Here is a 20,650-nt window from a genome sequence, read left to right as displayed (position 1 = left end):
CGATGGCTATCGACCATACCGATCCGATCTACCTGGCACCCGCCACCGGCGCGCAGCAGCCGGAACTGATGCTGTCCGCCGTGCTGCACCTGATGTCGCATTACACGGCTGACGGCAAGGGGTGCGTGAAACTCGCTTCCGTCATCGAGCGGCACCTGAAGGCGCTGGCCGGCTTGCCGGGCCTGTCGCCCGTGCTGGCCGCCACGTGCCAGCAGTTATCCGAACAATGGGCCGCTGTCGTGGAGCGCTCGCTGCCGCCGCCGCAAAAAAAGGATGATGGTTTCCTCGCGCGGCTGATGACACGGGGCCGCGCGCCGCAGGTGGCCTGACCATGTGCGACAAGCATGCAACCACGCCGTCCCAGGAGGCGCAAACGTCGCGCCGGCGCCGCATCTGGGAACTGGGCCACACCTGCCACTGCCCGCTGGTCGGCGTATCGATGCCGATCGGCACATTGCGCAAGCTGGTCGGCAAGGTCACCGGCGGCCAGGTCCTGGCCGACGATTACGAGATCCACGTCGGCGCCGTCAGCGAGTGCGGCACGCGCAACCGCCTGTCCGAACTGCTGCAGAAGGAACTGGAGCGGCGCTACGCCCAGGTCATCGGGCGCTTCCGCGCCGCGCGCACCACCGAAGCGGTAGGCGAACTGTGGCAAGCGGCCGTGGCGGGTGGCGACGTGGCCGGCGCGTTCTGGGCCGGCCTGACGCATCCCCGCTGCGCCCCCGAGCTGGAAGAACGCATGTGCCGCGACCTGCACATGATCCAGCACCAGGCTGGCGCCTGTGCCCGGGCGGACATCAATCGCTTCAACGCGGTCGTCGAGGAAAACGGACAGCTGACGCGCGAGCTGGCGAAGATGCAGCAGCGTAGTGCCGCCATGCAGCTCGAACGCAATGCCGAGCAGGAGCGCGATGCGCTGGCGTTGATGCAACTGCGCGCCCAGCTGGTGAGCCGCGACAGCACCATCGACGCACTCCGGCACGAACTCGAAGGCTTGCGCGGCACCATTCCCGACTTGGCGTCGCGCGAGCGCCTGGTACAGCGGCTCGAACAGAGCGACGAGCGCGAACGGCAACTGCGCGAACAGGTGGCCGAACTGCGCCGCGAACTGGCGCAAGCCCAGACGCAGGCCCAGGCACCGGCGCGCGACGAGGAGCCCGCGCCGCCGGCGCCCATCGAACACGTGATCCGCATGCCGATCCGCCTGACGGAGCGCAGCATCCTGTGCGTGGGCGGGCGCAGTGGCAACGTGGCGTCGTACCGCACGCTGATCGAGCGGGCCGGCGCCCAGTTCGCCCACCACGATGGCGGGCTGGAAGACAACGCCGGCAAGCTCGAGGCAAGTCTCGCCGCGGCCGATCTCGTGATCTGCCAGACCGGCTGCATCAGCCACAGTGCCTACTGGCGCGTGAAGGATTTTTGCAAGCGCACCGGCAAGCGCTGCGTGTTCATCGACAATCCCAGCATCTCCAGCCTGCAGCGCGGGCTCGAGGAACTGGCTCCCTGAGTACCTCTCATCCGCACTTCCCCGTGCGGAACTTCCCCAGCCCCGCTCGCGCGGGGCTTTTTTTCACCCGCACTATATCGCCCGGCAAAGATTGTCTGGAACCGGGGGCGCAGCCGGGGTTTCAAGGAGCATCGCTCCTTGCCGGCGTAGCGGTACTGCCCTGCAAGGCAGTATTCCCCCTGATCCCGTTTTTTGGAAAGATTGCCACGGATTGGGGTCTGACCCCGGTTTTGGGAAAGATTGCCGGTCAGTAGACGTCGCGCCGGTACCGGCCCTCGGCCGCCAGCGCATCGACGGCGCTGGCGCCCAGGATGTCGCGCAACACGCGGTCGACGCCGCCCGCCATGCCTTCCAGGCTGCCGCAGACGTAAATGGCGGCGCCGTCGGCGAGCCACGCGCGCAGCGTGTCGGCGGCGGGTGGCAGCAGGTCTTGCACATAGGTGCGGGACGTGCCGTCGCGCGAGAAAGCGAGGTCGAGCCGCGCGAGCAGGCCCTGCTCCTGCCAGCCAGCCAGTTCGTCGCCATAATGCAGGTCATGCGCGCGCTGGCGCTCGCCGAACAGCAGCCAGTTGCGACCCTGCCCGGCCGCCACGCGGGCGCGCAGGTGGCCGCGCAGGCCGGCCATGCCGCTGCCGTTGCCGACCAGGATCAGCGGCCGCGCGGCATTGTCTTCCAGGCGGAAGCGCCGGTGCTGCCGCAGCCGCAGTGGCACCAGCGCGCCCACCGGGGCACTTTCGCACAGCCAGCCCGATGCGATGCCGGAACTGCCGTCGTCGTGCCGGTGCAGCCGCACCAGCAGGTGGACGCGGCCGTCGCCCGGCACCGACGCGATCGAATACTCGCGCGGCCGGTCCGGCTGCGCCGGCGGCGCCACCTGCACCAGGTCGCCCGACTGCCAGTCCGGCAGCGCACCCGCGGCCGGTTCCAGCTCGATGTGGTGGACAGGGGCGCCCGTGCTGCCCGGATTCATCAGCCGGCGTGCGGCCAGCCGCCACGGTGCGAAGGCCGGCGCATCCCAGTCCGGCGCGTCGCTGGTACCCGCCAGGTGCGACAGGTGCTGGCGCCATGGCGCCAGGTCGGCCGACGCGCCCCGGTCCACTTCCACGCGCGGGAACAGCGGCTGCGCGCCCTGCGCGGCCAGCCAGCCGTCGAGCGCGCGGCCGAAGCCGCAGAAATGCGCGTAGCTGCTGTCGCCCAGCGCCAGCACGCCGTAGTGCAGGCGTTCCAGCGGCAGCGCGCGCGTCATCAGCTTGCCGGCGAACGCCGCGCCACCGTCGGGCGCATCGCCTTCGCCATAAGTGCTGGCGATGAACAGCACCCGCCCGGCGCCCTGCAATGTCGCGGCGGTCACGTCGCCCAGTTCCATCACGCGCACGCCAATGCCGGCGAGGCGCAGCGTGGCCGCCGTCTGTTGCGCGAGTTCCTCGCCGTTACCCGTCTGGCTCGCGTAGGCAACGATCCAGCTGGAAGCATCCCCGGCGGCCGCACCGGCGGCGGCGCGCTTGCGGCGCATGCGCAGCCACGGCAAATAACAGGTCACGCCATACGCGGCGAAGCAGGCGGCGGTCAGCGCCAGCCGGGTCATATCGTTCGTGAGGATCATGCTGGAGCGTTCATGCAAGATCGAGCATCGTCCGCATGTGCGAGCTCAGGTGTTCAACGAAACCATCGGCTATGCGCACGACGAAGCGGGCGGCGATGCCGCGCCGTTCTGCCAATGCCAGGCCATCGACTGGCCCCAGCACGGTCAGCGCGGTGGACCAGGCATCGCAGGCCATGCAACTGGCGGCCACCACGGTCACGGAAGCCGTGCCATGGTCGACCGGCGCACCGGTGCGCGGATCGATCGTGTGCGCATGGCGCCGGCCGTCATGCAAAAAATAGCGCCGGTAGTCGCCGGACGTGGCCACCGCCAGTCCGTGCAATGCCGCGACGATGCCTTCCTCCCCGTCGGGGGCGCCATCCACGCCTTCCAGGGCCACCCACCAGGGCTGGCCATCGGGCTTCACGCCGGCACCGCGCAGTTCGCCGCCCACTTCCACCAGGTAGTCGCGGATGCCCTGCTCTTCCAGCCACCGCGCCAGGCAATCGACGCCATACCCCTTGGCGATGGCAGAGAGGTCCAGCTGCACGCCGCCCGGCTGCAGCGCGCTGCGGCTGACGGGATCGAGCAGCACGCGTGCGGCCGGCAGCGCGGCCCGCGCCTGTTCTGGCGTCGGCGCCACGAAGCCGGGCTCGTCATAGCGGTTCACGGGACCGAAGCCCCACAGGTTGACCAGCGCGCCGGCACAGGGATCGCAGGCGCCGCCGGAATCCCGGCACACGTCCAGCGCATAGGCCAGCACATGGAAGAACGCGGGCGGCAGCACCTGCCAGGTGCCGGCCGGCGCGCGGTTGAAGCGGCCCAGGCTTGAATCCGGGTCCCAGTGGCTCATCTGCGCCACCACCTCGTCCAGCTGCGCCTGCAGGCCATCCTGCAGGTCGCTGGACAAACGGGGAGACACATGCGATGCGGCGTCCGGCTGGGCCACCCGCGCCGACCAGGTCGTGCCCATGCTGAGGCCGCGATACGCCCGCACCCGCGCGCCGGCGGGCGGCGGCTCGGGCGAGATCGCGTGGGGCAGCAATGTGCGGCGCAACCCCTGGCCCATTACTCGGGCAGCACTTCCACCGTGCCCGAATACGTCACGCGACGCGCCGGCGGCTGTTGCTGTTGCCCGCCCTGGCTACCCTGCGCCTGCGGTGCCGGCCAGCTGGCCGTCGCCACGTACATGCCGGCGGCCGGAATCTTGAAGGTGATCTCGCCCTTGGCATCGGTATTGAAGCGCACTTCGTTCAGCGTGCCGCGATAGCGTACGCCACCCGGGATCAGGCTGAAGGGCAGGTTCGCTGCGGGCTTGCCGTCCAGCAGGAAGCGCCACGTGGCTTTCTCGCCGGCGCGCAGCTCGGTCGGGTTCGTCACCGGCACCAGTTCCAGGCCGCTGCCGGTCGGTTTCAGCACGCCGTCGCTCGGCTCGTTGGCCGTAACGAACGTTTCGATGCGGCTGCTGGTGCGCGTCACTTTCAGTTCCTGGGCATCGGCCGGCACTTCCTTCGCCATGTTCGCTTCCAGGCCGCGCCAGCGCTTCATCTCGCCGTTGACCTTGTAGCTGGCGAACACGTTCTGGTTCACCAGGGCGATCTTGTAGGTGCCGTTCTTCGCCATCTTCACGTCGAACGAATTGCGCAGCTTGCCGTTGGCCACGTTCTGCGGCTCCAGCGTGGCGCCGTCTGGGCCGATGATCGTCAGGCCGTCGAGCTTCAGGGGCACGTGGTCGATGTCGAACAGGCCTTCCGAGATGGCGGCATCGACGGTGACCCACGCTTCCCGGTCGTTCTCGACGAACGTCGACGACGGCAGCACCCATGGCTTGTGCGCCTGGGCGCCAAACGCGGCGCCGGCCAGTGCCAGCGCGATCACGGTTTTTTGAATACGCATCATGTTTTCCTTATGGCTTGAGCTGGACGACGACATTACCGAGTTCTTCCTTGCCTTTCGCGGCGAACTCCTTGGCACCCTTCGGCGGCCATGCCACCGGCACCTTCACCAGTTCGCGGCCGCCCGCTTCGCGGGAAGCTTCGACGACCACCGTGTACTCGCCGGCCGGCAGCTTGGCCAGCGCATCCTTGGCGCCAGGGAACGTCAGCGTGTGCTCGCCCGGTGCGCGGGTCGCGCCGGACACGCCGTCGACCGGCATGGCCAGGTCGCGGCCGGTCTTGCGCCACCACTGGCGCATGTCCTTCAGCCACTTCTCGCCGGCCTTGTCCTTTTTCTTCACGTCATACAGCACCGCCAGGTTCGTCACCACCTTCTGGTCCGCGTTTTCCAGCCACGCGGCAATGTACGGTTTGTGGTACTCGGCCACGTTCAGTTGCGGGATATCGAGTTTCAGGGCCAGGTCGGCCGCCATCGCCTGCGCACTGACCAGCGGAATGCCGAGCGCGATGGAGTAGCGTAATTTCATGGTATGCCTTTTTTATTAATGGATGAACAACAGAGCAATCACGATCGGAATCAGCATCCCCAGCCCGATGACTGGCCAGGTGGAGGGCCGGTTGGCCGCGTGGAATTTCAGGATCAGGAATCCGGTAATGCAGAACACCAGGCACACGACGGCAAAGATATCGATGAACCAGTTCCACGCCGTGCCCGTGTTGCGACCCTTGTGGACATCGTTCAGCCAGGAAATCCAGCCACGGTCGGTATTTTCAAACTCGGCCGCGCCATCCTCGAAACCGATGCGCACCCACGCATCGCCGCCGGCCTTCGGCATGGGCAGGTACACTTCGTCGACCGACCACTCGGCCTCGCGTCCCCCGGCCTTCACCGACCATGTATCGAGCAGCCACCGTTCGGCGGCGTCCGGCAGCGGCGCCTTCTCGCCGTCGCGTTCTTCACCGAGGGCCTTCAATTGCGCAACCAGCGCGGCGGGCGCCTCGGCCTGCTTGCGCACGACCGTGGGCTTTGCCTCGATCTGCGCAGCGTGGTTCAGCGTGATGCCGGTAATGCTGAAGAGGAACATGCCCAGCAGGCACAGTGCGGAAGAAATCCAGTGCCACTGGTGCAGCTGCTTCAGCCAGACAGCCCGGCTGGCGTTTTTCGCCGTGGCCTGCAATGCATCGGCCTGCGCTTCTTTCGTGTTGCTCACTTTTCCCCGCCGACGTTTTTAGTATGTATGTTCTTGTAGTAATCAGTAGATGATAATGATTATCATTTGAAGCGTCAATGTGTAGCGACTCAGCTGTTACAAACGAAACAAATCTCCGATCAAACTGTCATGTACGGCAGCGTACAGATGCCTCGGTCATACGGGCTTATGCTGGTTCCTTGTACAGGACAAACTTGAAAGGAGCATCATGACCACGTTCACCACCGAAGAACTGCACGATTTGCGCGACCGTATCAAGGATGTAAAGTTCGGCATGTTTACCACGCAGGATGCGAGCGGCGTGCTGACAAGCCGCCCAATGACGGTGCAGCAGCTCGACGACGCTGGCAACGTGTGGTTCTTTGTATCGGACCAGGAAGCGTTCACGCATGAACTGCTGGACAACCCGTCGGTCAATGTGTCGTTCGCTGACGTCGACGATCACCTGTATGTGTCGGTCTCGGGCCGTGCCGAGTTGCTGCGCGATCGCGCAAAGGCCGAAGAACTGTGGAACCCGATGGTCAAGGCCTGGTTCCCCCAAGGCCTCGATGATCCGCACCTGGCCCTGCTGCGCGTCAGCGTGCAGGCTGCCGAATACTGGGATACCGCCAACAGCAAGATGGTCACGCTGTTTGCCATGGCCAAGGCCGCCATTACCGGCAAGCCGCCCAAGAACGTGGGGGAGCACCGCGAACTGGGCCATTGAGGCATTTGCTCAGCCAACAAAAACCCCGGCTCGTGGCCGGGGTGTCGTCATACACCGGAACTGGCTTCCGGCCCAGGGGCACCGCCTTCGGTGCCCGGGGGTTCACCGCCCTGTCGGGACGAATGGTCGCCGCTTTGGCGTGAACCCGGATCCGCTCCTTGGCGGTTGCCGGGGATAGGCTTGTCCAGGCGGCGTACTTCCGTCTCGGGCACGTCGACATTGCCGATGCCCGGATGTTCGGTATCTACCAGAACGAACGTATCTTCACTATTGTTGTTTTTGCGGGAATTGTCAGGTGGAGTCATGCAATTTCTCCCGTGCCTGTAAGTACCCTGCTGTTGCGTTATCAGCCCTGGCGGTTTTCGCCGCGGCTGTCGGACTGGCCGACCTGGTTGCCCTGGTCGCTGTCGCTGGTGGCATTGGCGCGCGAGGCGCTCTGGCGGTTGCCGTTCTTATGGCTCATGGCGCCGGCGCGGCGCGCTTCTTCCGAGGTGAACTCGTGTGCTGTGCCCTTGGCATGCGCTGCGCGACCACCTTCGGAAGCGATTTCACGCTGCCGCTGCGGGTCCATCGATGCGAAGCCGCGGTTGCGGGTGGTGCTCTGCTTGTTTCCTTGTCCTTCGCCTTGTCGAGTGCCTCGATTGTTACCCTGATTTGAAGCCATGGTGGTCTCTCCTGAAGTGACGCATTGGGGAACGGTGACGTGGGTGCAGTGAGGAGGGATCCCGGTGCCCGAGCGGGATACCGACCAGCGACGATCTTTGTAATAACGTTCGGGCAACAGGAGACTTCATGGTAGTGGAAGCACTGAACAGCAAATATAGGACGGCTACATGTCTGGATGTAGGACAACGCCTACTAAGGACTTATCGGGAAGATTTGATCATCCGCCACCAGGTAAAACCGGTCGCCCGGCCCCGGTTCCACGGCATGCCCGCCGGTGAAGGCGCCGAACGAAGGCAGCATCGCGCCCTGCCGGCCCACGACGAAACAGGGCAGGCGCAACGCATCGCGCCGCCCCGCCAGCCGGTAGACCGGATGCACGTGACCGGCCAGCACATAGCCATCGCCCACCTGCTCCGCCGGCAAGTCGGGGTGGTGGCAGAACGCGAACGGCCCGATCCGGTGCGGTTCGTCGACCAGGTCGATGCGCAGCAGGCGCGACGGATCGCCGGCATGCCGATCGTGGTTGCCGCGCACCAGCGTCAGCGCGAGTGCCGGATGGCGCGCGCGCCAGGCCAGCATCGCCTGCAGCGTGGCGCTGGCGTGGGCGGCCTTCGCATGCAGAAAATCGCCCAGGAACAGGATGTGGCCGATATCGTGCGCCGCCAGCAGCGCATCCAGGCCCGCCAGGTTCTCGCTGGTCGTCCCGCGCGGCACCGGCACGCCCAGCGCGCGGAACGAGGCCGCCTTGCCGAAATGGATGTCGGCCACCACCAGCATCCGCGCCCGCGGCCAGATCAGCGCCTTTTCCGGCAGCAGCAGCACGGTTTCGCCGGCCAGTTCGATGGCCATGCCGCCCCCCGCCCCGCCGCCATTGCCCGGCGTGGCGCTCATGGCCCCGCCGCCTTCTCCAGCTCGCGCAGGACGCGCGCCACGCGGTCGGAGAGCTTTTCCGTACTGAGTTTTTCGCGGAACCGCTCCACCATCAGGGCAAAGCCGAATGGCGTGGCCCGCTTTGTTTCGTGGAAGCTGACGGCGCGGGCCTGCAGTTCTTCCAGCGTGGCGCGCAGCCGCTTCAGTTCCAGTTCCTGTTCCAGCACTTCACGCTGTGCCTGCGTCAGCAGCAGGTTGCCGGCGTCATGCTTGCGGAATACCTCGAAGAACAGCGACGACGATGCCTGCAGCTGCCGGTTGCTTTTCGGCTGACCCGGGTAGCCCTGGAAGATCAGCCCGGCGATGCGGGCGATTTCGCGAAAGCGCCGCTGCGACAGTTCCGTGGCGTTCAGGCTGGCGATCACGTCTTCCAGCAACCCGTCCGTCGCAAACAGTCCCACGTCGCGCCCTGCGTCAGCGGCAAACACGTCCGCCCACGGCACGTCTTCCGGCGCCAGCAATTCAAAGCCGTAATCGTTGACGGCAATCGAGAACGTGGCGGGCCGCATCCGCCCCATGCGCCACGACAGCAGCGACGCGAGCCCGATATGGACCGAGCGCCCTGCGAACGGGTACATGAACAGGTGGTGCCCCTCGCGGCTGTGCACGCTTTCGATGACGGTGCGCTGCGGCGTCGGCAACGCCGACCAGCGCGCCTGGATCTCGAGCAGCGGGCGCACGGCTTCCATTTCCGGGCCACGGAAGATGCCCTCGGTGGCCAGCCGCATCTGTTCCAGCGCCGCGTGCGCCAGCTCGGACGACATCGGCATCTTGCCGCCCTGCCAGCGGGGCACGGCGCCCTTGGCGCCGGTGGCGCGCTTCACGTAGGCCGTCATTTCGTGCACGCGCATGAATTCCAGGATGCGCCCGCCGAACAGGAAATGGTCGCCCTTGTTCAGCCGCGCGATGAAGCCTTCTTCCACCGTGCCGATCCGCCCGCCGCTCTGGAACTTCACCTGGATCATCGCCTCGGACACGATGGTGCCAATGCCCATGCGGTGGCGCCGCCCGATCGCCGCGTCCGGCACGCGGTAGACGCCCGCCTCGTCCGGCAGCACGCGCCGGTATTCCGGGTACACGGTCAGGCTCTGGCCGCCGCGCGCGACGAAATCGAGCGCCCACTGCCACTCTTCCGGCGTCAGCTCGCGGTAGGACCACGCCGTGCGCACCTCGTCATACAGCGCCGCGGACGTGAAACCGCCGCCCAGCGCCACCGTGACCAGGTGCTGCACGAGCACGTCGAGCGGCTTGTCGGGCACCTGGCGCGATTCGATGTCGCGGTCCTTCACGGCCTGGATCGCGGCCGCCGCTTCCAGCAGCTCCAGGCTTTGCGTGGGCACCAGCGTCACCCGCGACACGCGGCCCGGCGCGTGGCCGGAGCGCCCGGCCCGCTGCAGCAACCGGGCGACGCCTTTCGCGCTGCCGATCTGCAGCACCCGCTCGACCGGCAGGAAGTCGACGCCCAGATCCAGGCTGGACGTGCACACCACCGCCTTCAGCTGCCCCTTCTTGAGCCCCAGCTCGACCCAGTCGCGCACTTCCCTGTCCAGCGAGCCGTGGTGCAGCGCGATCAGCCCGGCCCAGTCCGGCCGCTCCTCCAGCATGTTCTGGTACCACAGCTCGGCCTGCGAACGGGTATTGCAGAACACCAGCGTGGTCGCATGCCGCTCGATCTCGGCGATGACCGGCTTCAGCATCTGGATCCCCAGGTGGCCCGCCCACGGAAAGCGCGACGGGTTGGCCGGGATCAGCGTGTCGACGACGATCTCCTTGCGCAGGTCGCCTTCGACGACCGTACCAGGGGGGACGCCACTGCGGTCCGGCCCCAGCAGCACTTCCTGTGCCCGCTGCAGGTTGCCCAGCGTGGCGGACAGGCCCCACACCACGAGGCCCGGGTTCCAGTTGCGCAGCCGCGCCAGCGCCAGCTGCGCCTGCACGCCCCGCTTGTTGCCCATCAGTTCGTGCCATTCGTCGACGATCACCATGTCGAGCAGCGAGAACTGCTCCTGCGCATCGGCCTTCGACAGCATCAGCGACAGGCTTTCCGGCGTCGTCACCAGGGCTTCGGGCAAGCGCTTCGCCTGCCTTGCACGCGCGGCCGAAGAAGTGTCGCCCGTGCGGGCATCGATGGTCCAGCCCGGCATCAGATCCGCCGCCGAGTCGGACAGGGCGCGCAGCGTATCGGCGGCGAGCGCCCGCATCGGCGTCAGCCAGAGCACACGCAGCCCGGCCTTGCGCCGTGGCGGCGCCGCCACGGCCCGCAGCAGCGCGGCAAACCACACGGCATACGTCTTGCCGGACCCCGTGGTGGCATGCAGCATGCCCGACTCGCCGGCCAGGGCGGCATGCCACACGTCGCGCTGGAACGGGAAGACCGTCCAGCCGCGGGCAGCGAACCAGTCGTCGACCGCGGTCATGCGCGGGAAGCTCCCGCCAGCAAGCCTTTCAGCATGTCCAGGGTATCGGCTTCCTCGACGGCCTTGTCGTCGCGCCGCCGCAGGATGCGGGGAAAGCGCACCGCGATGCCGGACTTGTGCCGGGGCGATGCCTGGATGCCTTCGAAGCCGATCTCGAACACCATCGTCGGCCGCACGCTGCGCACGGGCCCGAAGCGCTCGATCGTGGTCTTGCGCACGGCGTTGTCCACCTGCGTGATCTCGGCATCGGTCAGGCCCGAATAAGCCTTGGCGAACGGCACGAGCTGGCGGCCGCCGTTGCCGTCGCTGTCCCACACGGCGAACGTGTAATCCGTGTACAGCGAGGCGCGGCGCCCGTGGCCGGCCTGCGCGTAGATCAGCACCGCGTCCACGCTGTAGGGGTCGATCTTCCATTTCCACCACGTGCCCACGTCCTTCGTGCGGCCCACGCCATACTGCGCATCCTTTGCCTTGAGCATCATGCCTTCCACGCCGCGCAGGCGGGTCTCTTCGCGGATCGTCGCCAGCGCTTCCCAGCTGTCCGCCTTCACGAGCGGCGAGATACGCAGTTGCGGGCAATCCATCTGCGCCACCAGTTGTTCGAGCAGCGTGCGGCGCTCGCACTGCGGCAGCTTGCGCAGGTCGACGCCATCGCGCTCCAGCAGGTCGTAGGCCACCAGCACGGCCGGGTATTCGGTCAGGAACTTCGGCGACAGCGCCTTGCGGCCGATGCGCTTTTGCAGGTCGGCGAACGGCGCCGGCGCATCGGCCACCCCTTCCCCGTTCCGCCAGACGAGGATTTCGCCATCGACCACCGTGCCGTCCGGCAGCGGCAGTGCCGCCAGCTCCGGAAAGCGCTCGGTGATCAGGTCTTCGCCGCGCGACCATACCCAGCTGCCGTCCCGGCGCACGACCTGCGCTCGCATGCCGTCGTACTTCCATTCCACCTGCCAGTCTTCCAGGTCACCCAGCGTGGCCGGGTCGGCATTGAGCTGGTGCGCCAGGAAGAACGGATAAGGCTGGCCGCCACGCTGCGCATGCTCGTCCGGCGATTCCTGTGCGATCAGTTGCAGGAAACCTTTCGCCGTGGGGCGCACGCTGCCGTCCGTCCAGCCCATCAGCCGCTGCGCGATCAGCTTGGCGTCCACCGCCGCGATGCCGGACAAGGCCCGCGTCACCAGCAGTTTCGATACCCCGACCCGGAAACCACCGCCGATCAGCTTGACGAGCAGGAAGCGCTCGCTCGTTTCCAGTTCGTCCCAGTACTGGAACAGCGCCGCGCGGATGGTTTCCGGTGCCGCGCCGCGCAAGGGGGCAATGCGCTGCTCGATCCATTCGGCCAGGCCCACGTCGCTGCGGTGCTTCGGTTCCGGCAGGATGTGGGCGATCGTTTCGGCCAGGTCGCCCACGGCGTGGTAGCTCTCGTCGAACAGCCATTCGTCAAGCATTGCGTATTCGGTGGCGTACTGCCGCAGCAGTTTCACGGGAATCGCCTGGCGCGGCTTGCCGCCGGCCAGGAAATACACGGCCCACGCGGCGTTTTCCGGTGCCGCGCTGCTGAAATAGGCTTTCAATGCTTCGAGCTTGCGGTTGGTGGCGGTGGTCTCGTCCAGCTCCGCGTACAGGCGCGCGAATTCACGCATCGCCATCCTCCTCCATGCCTGCCGGCCGGTCGCCGGTGCCCGCGGCCCGGGCGGCATCGGCCTTTTCCGGCACGACCCAGCGTTTCGCATCCGGATGGGGTTCCGGTGCCGCCGCCGGTGCCGCGCCTTCCTCGCCCGCCGCCGCCTCTTCGGCTTCGTCGTCCCCATACTCCGTGTCGAAGCCCTTGGCGTCGTAGCCGTTCTGGCACAGCCAGCGCACCATGATGGGAATCGAACCGTGCGTGACCACGACGCGTTCCGCGCCGGTGCCCTTGATCGCCGCCATCAGTCCCGGCCAGTCGGCATGGTCGGACAGCACGAAGCCGCGGTCGACGCCACGCCGCCGCCGCGCGCCACGCAGCAGCATCCAGCCGCTGGCGAACGCATCGGAGAAATCGCCGAAACGGCGCACCCATGGCGAGCCGCCCGCCGAGGGTGGCGCGATGATGATCGCGCTCTTCAGGTCGGCCTTGTCCACCTCGCTCACCATCCGCGTGGGCGGCAACGCTACCCCTGCTTCGCGGTACACGCGGTTCAGCGGTTCGACGGCGCCGTGGCAGACGATCGGACCGATCGTGGGATCGAGACCGGACAGGATGCGCTGCGCCTTGCCGAACGCATAGCTCAGCATCAGGCTGGCGCGGCCCTGCTCCGCGTTGCGGCGCCACCAGGCATTCATGTCGTCGAAGGTTTGCTGTTGCGGTTCCCAGCGGTAGATCGGCAGGCCGAACGTGGATTCGGTGATGAAGGTATGGCAGCGCAAGGGTTCGAACGGGGCGCACGTGGCATCGGCTTCCACCTTGTAGTCGCCGGAAGCGACCCATACTTCGCCGCCGCATTCCATGCGCACCTGCGCGGAGCCCAGCACGTGGCCGGCCGGGTGCAGCGAAATGCGCACGCCATTGTGCTCGACGGTTTCACCGTAGGCGAGGCCCTGCACGGTGATATCGCCCAGGCGCGACCTGAGGATGCCGACACCGGGGGCCGCCGCCAGGTAGTGGCCATGCCCCACACGCGCATGGTCGCCATGACCATGCGTGATGACCGCGCGGTCGACGGGCCGCCACGGATCGATATAGAAATCTCCCGGCACGCAGTACAAGCCTTCCCTGCGCACCACGACCATGTCCCCGGCCATAAGCGCTCCTCCTTGTGGCCATTCTAGCCAGCGGGAGTGCGGCACTCTGTCCGCCAGCGCACAATGCCCGGCGGATGAGTGAACCGGTGGAACGGATTAGTGGAGTGGGTTAGCGAAGTGGATTAGTGAGTCGGTAGCGGTTCAGACCGGCTGCACGAACTCCGCCATGAAGGTTTTCGTCGTGTTTTCCGGGAACTCGATGGTGATCTGGTCGCCCGCCACCGACAGCACGGTGCCGATATCGAACTTCGGCACCTTGACCTGGCTGCCGACGACGAAGGCGGGAAGCTGCGGCGCCATCGGCTCGGGCGGTTCCTCGAACAGCGGTTCCTCGTCCTCGATCGGCTGCACGGCGGGCGGCGACAAGCAGTTGTCGCAGCAGCCGCAAGCCTTGACGCCAGCCGAATCGTCGCCGAAGTAATCGAGCAGCAGCTTCCAGCGGCAATAGCCGCTCTGCGCATAGGCGACCATCTGCTCGAGCGCCTGGTGATCGCGCTCCTGCTTTTCCTCGTAGATCGCGGCCAGTCGTTCGAAATCGGCGGCTTTCGCGTCGCGGTTCGTCAGCTGCCAGTCGAGCTTGCGGTTCTGCCGCAGCAGCTTGCCATCCTTCAGCAGCTTCAGGCAGACCTTCAGCTGGCTGTCGGGAATGTGCGCGACGGCCTCGCAGAGGACGGCACCCTGGCATGGCACCCGCGCCACGGCGGCTTCGTACACGTCGCGCAATTCCTGCGCGGTGGGATAGTGCTTGACGAGAAAGAACTGCTGCAGGCGCTTGTCGTCCTGGAAGTACAGCAGCGTGCAGTCGGCCTCTTCGCCATCGCGGCCGGCGCGGCCCGATTCCTGGTAATACGCTTCCAGGTTGGCCGGTACCTGCAGGTGGATCACGAAGCGCGTGTCGCTCTTGTCGATGCCCATGCCGAACGCGTTCGTGGCGACCATCACGCGGCGCTCGCCGGCCATGAACAGATCCTGGTTTTCCTTGCGCTCCCTGGCCGGCAGGCGGCCGTGGTACAGCGCCACGCTTTCGCCCGCTTCCTCCAGCGCGGCGTGCAGTTCCTCGGCCGCCTTCACCGTGGCCGCATAGACGATGCCCACGCCGGCCGTTTCGCGCACGAGCCGCAGTGCCTGCGCCGTTTTCTCGGCGGGATTGGTGACCTGGATGACGCGGTAATGCAGGTTGGGCCGATACACGCCGGTATTGATCACGTTCATGCGGCGCGCGCCCAGTTGCTGGGAGATATCCTTGACGACGTCCTCGGTCGCGGTGGCCGTCAGCGCCAGCACGGGCGGCTGGCCCAGCGCGCGCAGCGCGGCGCCGATTTCCAGGTAGGCGGGGCGGAAATCGTGGCCCCATTGCGAGATGCAGTGGGCTTCATCGACCACCAGCAGGGAGATGTGCGTTTCCTGCAGCACTTCGAGGAATTCCGGTGTGACCAGCCGCTCCGGCGTGCAGAAGATGATGCGACTGTGGTGGCTGCGAATGCTGTCCAGCGCGTCCAGTTCTTCCTGGCGCGACAGGCTGCTGTTCAGCTGGGCGGCGCCGATGCCGATCTCCTCGAGCTTTTCCAGCTGGTCCTTCATCAGCGAGATCAGTGGCGAGACCACGACCGTGGCGCCCTTGAAGATCGAGGCGGGAATCTGGTAGCACAGCGACTTGCCGCCGCCGGTGGGCATGATGGCCAGCGTATCGCGCCCTTCCAGCACGCTGTCGATGACGCTTTGCTGGCCGGCGCGCAGGGAATCGACGCCGAAGACGTTGTGCAGCAGCTTGCCGATGCGCTTTGTCAGCGCCGCGCCTGCCCGTTGCGCGCCACGCTGTTCGCTGGCGCTGAGGTTTCTGGTGACCATGTAAGATGTGCGCCAAGGCGCCCGTGGACTATCGTATAAGTACGATAGTTCGCTTACTGACCAGCCGCCATAGGACACAACCTACTCTGCATGTAGGAGTGCTAACCTGAAAAAATGCAGGGCACTTCAGGAATTGCTGAGCAGCGCGTACAGCACCATGAACAGCCCCGCCATCGACACCAGCCACACGAGCGAACGCACCATGGGAACGCCGGCGGCGTAGAGTGGAACGTAGACGACCCGGGCGGCAAAGTACAGCCAGCAGCCCCACCAGGTGAGCGTGCCTTCCGCCCCCGCCACGTGCGCGGCCAGCACGGCACCGATGAACAGCGGCAGCGTTTCAAACAGGTTCAGCTTGGCGCGCTCCAGCCGTGCCGTGATCTTGCCCGGCGGCGGCGCTTCGCCGTCGCGCGCACTCGCGTTGTACGCGGCGCCCGTTTCCTGCGTGCGCATCGTCGAGTGCAGCAGGATCTGCACGATCGCCAGTACGAGGGTCCAGCCCAGCAATGCCAGTTCGGTGCTCATGTCGTTCCTTTCAATGGGTGAAAACGTCGGGCGACCGGCATGGCAGGTCAGGCGGGCCGGTCGACCTTGTCCAGTGCCGCCTGCAGGTCCATCAGGTCATAGGGCTTGCGCAGGCACGCCGCGTCGAACTCCAGGTGATCCAGCGCTTCCTTGCCATAGCCGGTGGAAAAGATGATGCGCACCGGTTTTTCCTTTGCCACCCGGCGCGCCAGGTCGATGCCGGACATGCCGGGCAGGCTGACGTCGGTGAACAGCACGTCGAATTCCTGGCTTTCCATCAGCTCCCAGGCCGATTCGCCATCGCCGACGCCGGACACCGTATGCCCCAGCATGCCCACCAGCTCGCAAACCATCTGCAGCGAATCCTGGTTGTCTTCCACCACCAGCACGCGCAGCGACCGGTCGTCGGCCATGTGCGCCTGGGAATCGAGGAAGCGGGGCTGTCCCTCTTGCTGATGCTGGCGCCCGCGCGCCATCATCTGCTGGCGGCGGTTGTTCAGCACGTGCCGCAGCTTGCGCGCCAGGTCTTCGCGGCGGTAGGGCTTGCTGAGCAGTTCCAGGCCCGCGTCGAGCCGGCCGCCGTGCACGATGGCATCCTGCGGATAGCCGGACGTGAACAGCACCGCCATGTTCGGCTGCACCTGCTGGGCAATGCGCGCCAGTTCCGGGCTGCGCAGCGGGCCGGGCATCACCACGTCCGTAAACAGCAGGTCCACGGGCTCGCCGGATTCGATGATGCGCAGCGCCTGTTCGCCATTCTCGGCCGCCAGCACGCGGTAGCCGAGCGCGCCCAGCATGTCGAGCACCACGGCGCGCACGCCTTCATCGTCCTCGACCGCCAGGATGGTTTCGGTGCCGCCGCTCACCGGGCCCGTGTGCAGGCCGGCCTGCAGCAGCGGATCGGTACTCTCGGCCAGCATCGTGCGCGGCAGGTAGATCTTGATGCTGGTGCCCTGCCCCGGCTCGCTGTAGATGCGGATATGGCCGCGGCTCTGCTTGACGAAGCCATAGGCCATCGACAGGCCCAGGCCCGTGCCTTCGCCCTCGGGCTTGGTCGTGAAAAACGGTTCGAACGCGCGTTGCATCACTTCCGGCGTCATGCCGCAGCCGGTATCGGTCACGGAGAGCATCACGTATTGCCCGGCCGGCACGTCCACCAGCTTGCTCACATAATGCTCGTCCAGCACCGCGTTGCCCAGCTCGACCGTCAGGCGGCCCGCGCCCTGCATCGCGTCGCGCGCATTGATCGCCAGGTTCAGGATCACGTTCTCGATCTGGCCCGGATCGACGAGCGTATTCCACAGCCCGCTGCCGATGACGGTCACCAGGTCGACCGCTTCGCCCAGCGCGCGGCGCAGCAACTCGTCCATGTTCGCCACGAGGCGGCCCAGATCGGTAACAACCGGCTGCAGCGGCTGCCGGCGCGCGAACGCCAGCAGTTGCGACGACAGCTTGGCGCCGCGGTCGACGGCGGCGATCGCCATGTCCAGGCGCCGGCGCGCCGCGTCGTCGCCGGCCAGGTGCTGTGCCAGCAGGTGCAGGTTGCCGGAGATGATTTGCAGCACGTTGTTGAAGTCGTGCGCCACGCCGCCCGTGAGCTGGCCCACCGCTTCCATTTTCTGCGCCTGGCGCAGCGCTTCCTCGGCCTTGTCGCGCTCGGCCACTTCGCGGCTCACGCGCTGTTCCAGCGTATCGTTCAGGTCGCGCAGCGCCACTTCGATGCGGCGGCGCTCCGTGATGTCGGTCTTCACGGCGATCAGCGCCACTGGCTGGCCGGCCTCGTCATCCAGCCGGCTCATGCTGCTGGCGATCCACACCCACTCGCCGTCCGGCCGCCGGTAGCGCTTCTCCAGCGTAAAGGGCGTTCCCGTCTGCTGCAGCCGGGCCACCTGGGCACGGTTTTCCGCCAGGTCGTCAGGGTGGATCAGGTCTTCCATGTGCAGGCCCAGCAGCGCCTCTTCCGGGCGGCCCAGCATCTGGCACAGCGCACCGTTGACACGCGTGAAGCGCCCTTCGAGCGACAGTTCGGACAGCCCCACGGACGCCTGGCCAAAGATCGCGGCCAGCCGGTCCTGGCTCGTGCGCAGTTGCTGCTCGATCCGCTTGCGCCCGGTGATGTCGAAGGCCACGCCCACGTAGCGGCGCTGCGCCGGCGTGGCGCCCTCGATGGCTTCGCCCTGCCGCGCCAGCCAGCGCACTTCACCGGTATCGGGTCGGCGGATGCGGTACTCGGTGTAGGCCAGCGGGTTCGAATCGACGGCCAGCCGCTCCGGCCCCACGCGGCAACGATCGCGCGGGTCGACCAGCGAGACCAGCAGCGCTTCGGTCACCTCCACATCCGGCCCCAGGCCCCAGACGCGCCGGTATTCGGGCGACACCGCGAGCTTGCCGCTGGCCGGGAACCACTCGAAGCTGCCGATGCCGCCAGCCTGCTGCGCCATGCGCAGCCGCTCCTCGGTAAGGATGTGTTCGGTAACGTCGACCCCTTCGACGAACACGCCGGTCACGCCGCCCTCCGCGGCGCGCAGTGGCTGGAAGACGAAATCGAGGTAGCGCGGTTCCAGCAGGCCGTCGTCCCCCAGCAGGTCGACCTTGATCTGCCGCCCCACATAGGGCTCGCCGCTGGCATACACGCGGTCGAGCAGGTCGACGAACCCCTGGCCACGCACTTCCGGCAGCGCTGCGTCCACCGTCTTGCCCACCACGTCGCGCCCGGCCACCAGCCGCTGGTAGGGCCGGTTCACAAGCTCGAACACGTGCTCCGGCCCGCGCAGTACGGCCATGAAACTGGGCGCCTGCTCGAACAGTTCGCGCAGCAGGCCGGTTTCCTCGCGCAGGCGGCGGTTCTGCTGGTCCAGGCGTGCACGGTCCTGCTCGCGCCATTGTTCCATCCGCACCCGCTGGGTCACGTCCACCACGGTGCACAGTACCCCGCCCACCGTGCCACCGGTGTCATGCACCGGGGTGTAGAACAGGTCGAACCACACGTCTTCGGGCACGCCGTTGCGCATCAGCGTCAGCCGCTTGGCGACATGCTCCTGGGTCTCCCCACGCAGGCCCGCTTCGAGGATCGGCCGGTTCCAGTCCCAGATCTCGGGCCACGTGTCGGGCACCGTGCCGCCCAGCGCCGCCGGGTGCCGCGCGCCGGCGATTTCCACATAGCCCGCGTTGTAGATCATCACGTGTCGCGGGCCCCACATCAGCACCATGGCGATCGGCGAATTGAGCACGATGTCGACGGTGGTGCGCAGGGCCGGCGTCCAGCCCGCCGGCGCGCCGAGCGCCGTGGCGGCCCAGTCGAAGGCGCGCACCAGGTCGCCCATGGCGCCGCCGCCACGCGGCAGGTAACCGTCCGCCGGCGCACTTGCCACGCTGGCGCTGCTCATGCGGCGGCGCGCGCGGCGGCCCGCGGCAGCGTGACCGTGACCACCGTGGTGCCCAGCGCCGCATCGGACGCGATATCGATGTCGCCGCCGTGCGCGTGCACGAAGGTGCTGGCGGTGTACAGGCCGAGGCCGAGGCCCTGGCCGGCCTTGCGCGCGCCATCCCGGTGCTGGTAGGGCTCGAAGATGCCGGCCAGCCGCGCGGCCGGGATCACGCCGCGGTTGCTGATCGTGACGTGCAGGCGCTCCGGCGCGGTGCCGTCCACGTTGACGAGTACCGCATGATCGGGCTCGCCATGCTGCAGCGCGTTGCCGACCAGGTTCGAGATCACCTGGGCGACGATGCCGGCATCGACCGGCGCGGCCGGGTCGCCGTGCGCTTCGACCGCCACGCGCGACGGCTTGTCCGGCGGGGCGAACTCGTCGGCAATGGCGCGGCACAGCTCGGCCACGTCGCGCGGTGCCTTTTTCACCTGCATGTCGCCGGAGCGGATGCGCGCCAGGTCGAGCAGCTGGTCGACCATCTGCGCCATCCGCTTCGCACTGCCGCCGATGCGCTGCGCCGTTACCGCTACCTTCGGATGGTCGGTCATCATCGGCAGCAGCATGGCGCCATTCATGACCACCGACAGCGGCGTGCGCAGGTCATGACCCAGCACCGCCATGAACATCTCGTTCATGTGCAGCGCGCGCTGCAATTCCTCGAGCTGCTGCGACAACTGCTTGCGCTGCAGGTAGAGCTCGACGAAGACATTGACCTTGCTGATGAGTGCCTGGGCGTCGATCGGCTTGAACATGAAATCGACCGCGCCCGCTTCATAGCCGCGGAACCGATAGTTGGTCTCGCGCGACGCGGCGGTGAGAAAGATCAGGGGAATGCCGCGGGTGCGCTCGCTGCCGCGCATCAGCTCGGCCAGCTCGAAGCCATCCATGTCCGGCATCTGAACGTCGACCAGCGCCAGCGCCACTTCGTGCACCAGCAACAGCTCCAGCGCCTCCGCGCCGGATGCGGCCTTCAACAGCGCGAGGCCCGGCCGCGCGAGCAGCGCTTCGATGGCAATCAGGTTTTGCGGAATGTCGTCGACGACGAGGATGTTGATCGGTGCGGTCACTGTTTCAGGGCTTTCAGGCGAAGGCGTGCGGTGTTTCGTTAGCCATGATGCTACAACTTTTGCCAAAATGACAGCGCATGGTTGGAA

Annotated in this window: 18 protein-coding genes; 3 read left to right on the top strand and 15 right to left on the bottom strand. The window is 67.0% G+C overall.

Features of this window, described 5'->3' with window-relative positions; genetic code table 11:
- Positions 1-2: 2 nt before the first annotated feature.
- A complete protein-coding gene (locus EWM63_RS19970) occupies positions 3-329 on the top strand; it encodes a hypothetical protein (protein ID WP_130188103.1) in 327 nt (108 codons plus the stop codon).
- A 2-nt stretch (positions 330-331) separates the two neighbouring features.
- Positions 332-1,507, top strand: coding sequence for a DUF2325 domain-containing protein (locus EWM63_RS19965; RefSeq protein ID WP_130188102.1), 1,176 nt, complete (start codon positions 332-334; stop codon positions 1,505-1,507).
- Between the two features lie 247 nt (positions 1,508-1,754).
- Here EWM63_RS19965 and EWM63_RS19960 read toward each other — a convergent pair whose 3' ends face one another.
- The 5 genes from EWM63_RS19960 to EWM63_RS19940 are packed head-to-tail and all read right to left on the bottom strand — an operon-like array spanning position 1,755 to position 6,195.
- Positions 1,755-3,110: a sulfite reductase subunit alpha gene (locus EWM63_RS19960; protein ID WP_130188101.1), complete on the bottom strand. Its 1,356-nt coding sequence runs from the start codon at positions 3,108-3,110 to the stop codon at positions 1,755-1,757.
- A 10-nt stretch (positions 3,111-3,120) separates the two neighbouring features.
- The gene (locus tag EWM63_RS19955; RefSeq protein ID WP_229487386.1) at positions 3,121-4,158 is read right to left on the bottom strand and encodes an FAD:protein FMN transferase; all 1,038 of its coding nucleotides are present in this window, start codon (positions 4,156-4,158) and stop codon (positions 3,121-3,123) included.
- A complete protein-coding gene (locus tag EWM63_RS19950) occupies positions 4,158-4,985 on the bottom strand; it encodes a DUF4198 domain-containing protein (protein WP_130190493.1) in 828 nt (275 codons plus the stop codon). The genes EWM63_RS19955 and EWM63_RS19950 overlap by 1 nt, the downstream gene beginning before the upstream one ends.
- Before the next feature lie 10 nt (positions 4,986-4,995).
- On the bottom strand, positions 4,996-5,511 hold the full coding sequence (locus tag EWM63_RS19945) for a DUF2271 domain-containing protein (protein WP_130188100.1): 516 nt from the start codon (positions 5,509-5,511) through the stop codon (positions 4,996-4,998).
- A 15-nt stretch (positions 5,512-5,526) separates the two neighbouring features.
- Positions 5,527-6,195, bottom strand: a complete 669-nt coding sequence (locus tag EWM63_RS19940) for a PepSY-associated TM helix domain-containing protein (RefSeq protein WP_229487385.1) — start codon at positions 6,193-6,195, stop codon at positions 5,527-5,529.
- Positions 6,196-6,403: 208 nt separating this feature from the next.
- On the opposite strand from EWM63_RS19940, the gene EWM63_RS19935 reads away from it, so the two are divergent.
- Entirely contained in the window at positions 6,404-6,901 is a 498-nt protein-coding gene (locus EWM63_RS19935; RefSeq protein ID WP_130188099.1) for a pyridoxamine 5'-phosphate oxidase family protein, read from the top strand.
- 47 nt (positions 6,902-6,948) lie between these two features.
- Here the strand turns inward: EWM63_RS19935 and EWM63_RS19930 are convergent, their stop codons facing one another.
- The 10 genes from EWM63_RS19930 to EWM63_RS19885 all read right to left on the bottom strand — a co-directional run bounded on the left by EWM63_RS19930 (position 6,949) and on the right by EWM63_RS19885 (position 20,563).
- A complete protein-coding gene (locus EWM63_RS19930) occupies positions 6,949-7,206 on the bottom strand; it encodes a hypothetical protein (RefSeq protein WP_130188098.1) in 258 nt (85 codons plus the stop codon).
- A gap of 41 nt (positions 7,207-7,247) precedes the next feature.
- Positions 7,248-7,565: a KGG domain-containing protein gene (locus EWM63_RS19925; RefSeq protein ID WP_130188097.1), complete on the bottom strand. Its 318-nt coding sequence runs from the start codon at positions 7,563-7,565 to the stop codon at positions 7,248-7,250.
- A 194-nt stretch (positions 7,566-7,759) separates the two neighbouring features.
- Positions 7,760-8,458 carry a ligase-associated DNA damage response endonuclease PdeM gene (gene pdeM, locus EWM63_RS19920; protein ID WP_130188096.1) on the bottom strand — a complete coding sequence of 233 codons (699 nt, stop codon included), beginning with the start codon at positions 8,456-8,458 and terminating at the stop codon, positions 7,760-7,762.
- Complete coding sequence (locus EWM63_RS19915; protein WP_130188095.1) at positions 8,455-10,914, bottom strand: ligase-associated DNA damage response DEXH box helicase; 2,460 nt, start codon at positions 10,912-10,914, stop codon at positions 8,455-8,457. The genes pdeM and EWM63_RS19915 overlap by 4 nt, the downstream gene beginning before the upstream one ends.
- On the bottom strand, positions 10,911-12,557 hold the full coding sequence (locus EWM63_RS19910) for an ATP-dependent DNA ligase (protein WP_130188094.1): 1,647 nt from the start codon (positions 12,555-12,557) through the stop codon (positions 10,911-10,913). Before EWM63_RS19910 ends, EWM63_RS19915 begins: the two co-directional genes overlap by 4 nt.
- Entirely contained in the window at positions 12,550-13,695 is a 1,146-nt protein-coding gene (locus EWM63_RS19905) for a ligase-associated DNA damage response exonuclease (RefSeq protein ID WP_165390872.1), read from the bottom strand. Before EWM63_RS19905 ends, EWM63_RS19910 begins: the two co-directional genes overlap by 8 nt.
- A gap of 141 nt (positions 13,696-13,836) precedes the next feature.
- The gene (locus EWM63_RS19900; protein ID WP_130188093.1) at positions 13,837-15,543 is read right to left on the bottom strand and encodes a RecQ family ATP-dependent DNA helicase; all 1,707 of its coding nucleotides are present in this window, start codon (positions 15,541-15,543) and stop codon (positions 13,837-13,839) included.
- 126 nt (positions 15,544-15,669) lie between these two features.
- Positions 15,670-16,068 carry an MAPEG family protein gene (locus EWM63_RS19895; RefSeq protein ID WP_130188092.1) on the bottom strand — a complete coding sequence of 133 codons (399 nt, stop codon included), beginning with the start codon at positions 16,066-16,068 and terminating at the stop codon, positions 15,670-15,672.
- Between the two features lie 47 nt (positions 16,069-16,115).
- On the bottom strand, positions 16,116-19,454 hold the full coding sequence (locus EWM63_RS19890; protein WP_130188091.1) for a hybrid sensor histidine kinase/response regulator: 3,339 nt from the start codon (positions 19,452-19,454) through the stop codon (positions 16,116-16,118).
- Positions 19,451-20,563: a hybrid sensor histidine kinase/response regulator gene (locus EWM63_RS19885; RefSeq protein ID WP_130188090.1), complete on the bottom strand. Its 1,113-nt coding sequence runs from the start codon at positions 20,561-20,563 to the stop codon at positions 19,451-19,453. The genes EWM63_RS19890 and EWM63_RS19885 overlap by 4 nt, the downstream gene beginning before the upstream one ends.
- Between the last annotated feature and the right edge of the window lie 87 nt (positions 20,564-20,650).

The sequence above is a fragment of the Pseudoduganella lutea genome (assembly GCF_004209755.1).
Lineage (GTDB): Bacteria > Pseudomonadota > Gammaproteobacteria > Burkholderiales > Burkholderiaceae_D > Rugamonas > Rugamonas lutea.
The sequence above is the reverse complement of the archived record's forward strand: the minus strand, read 5'-3'. Positions and strand labels throughout refer to the sequence as shown.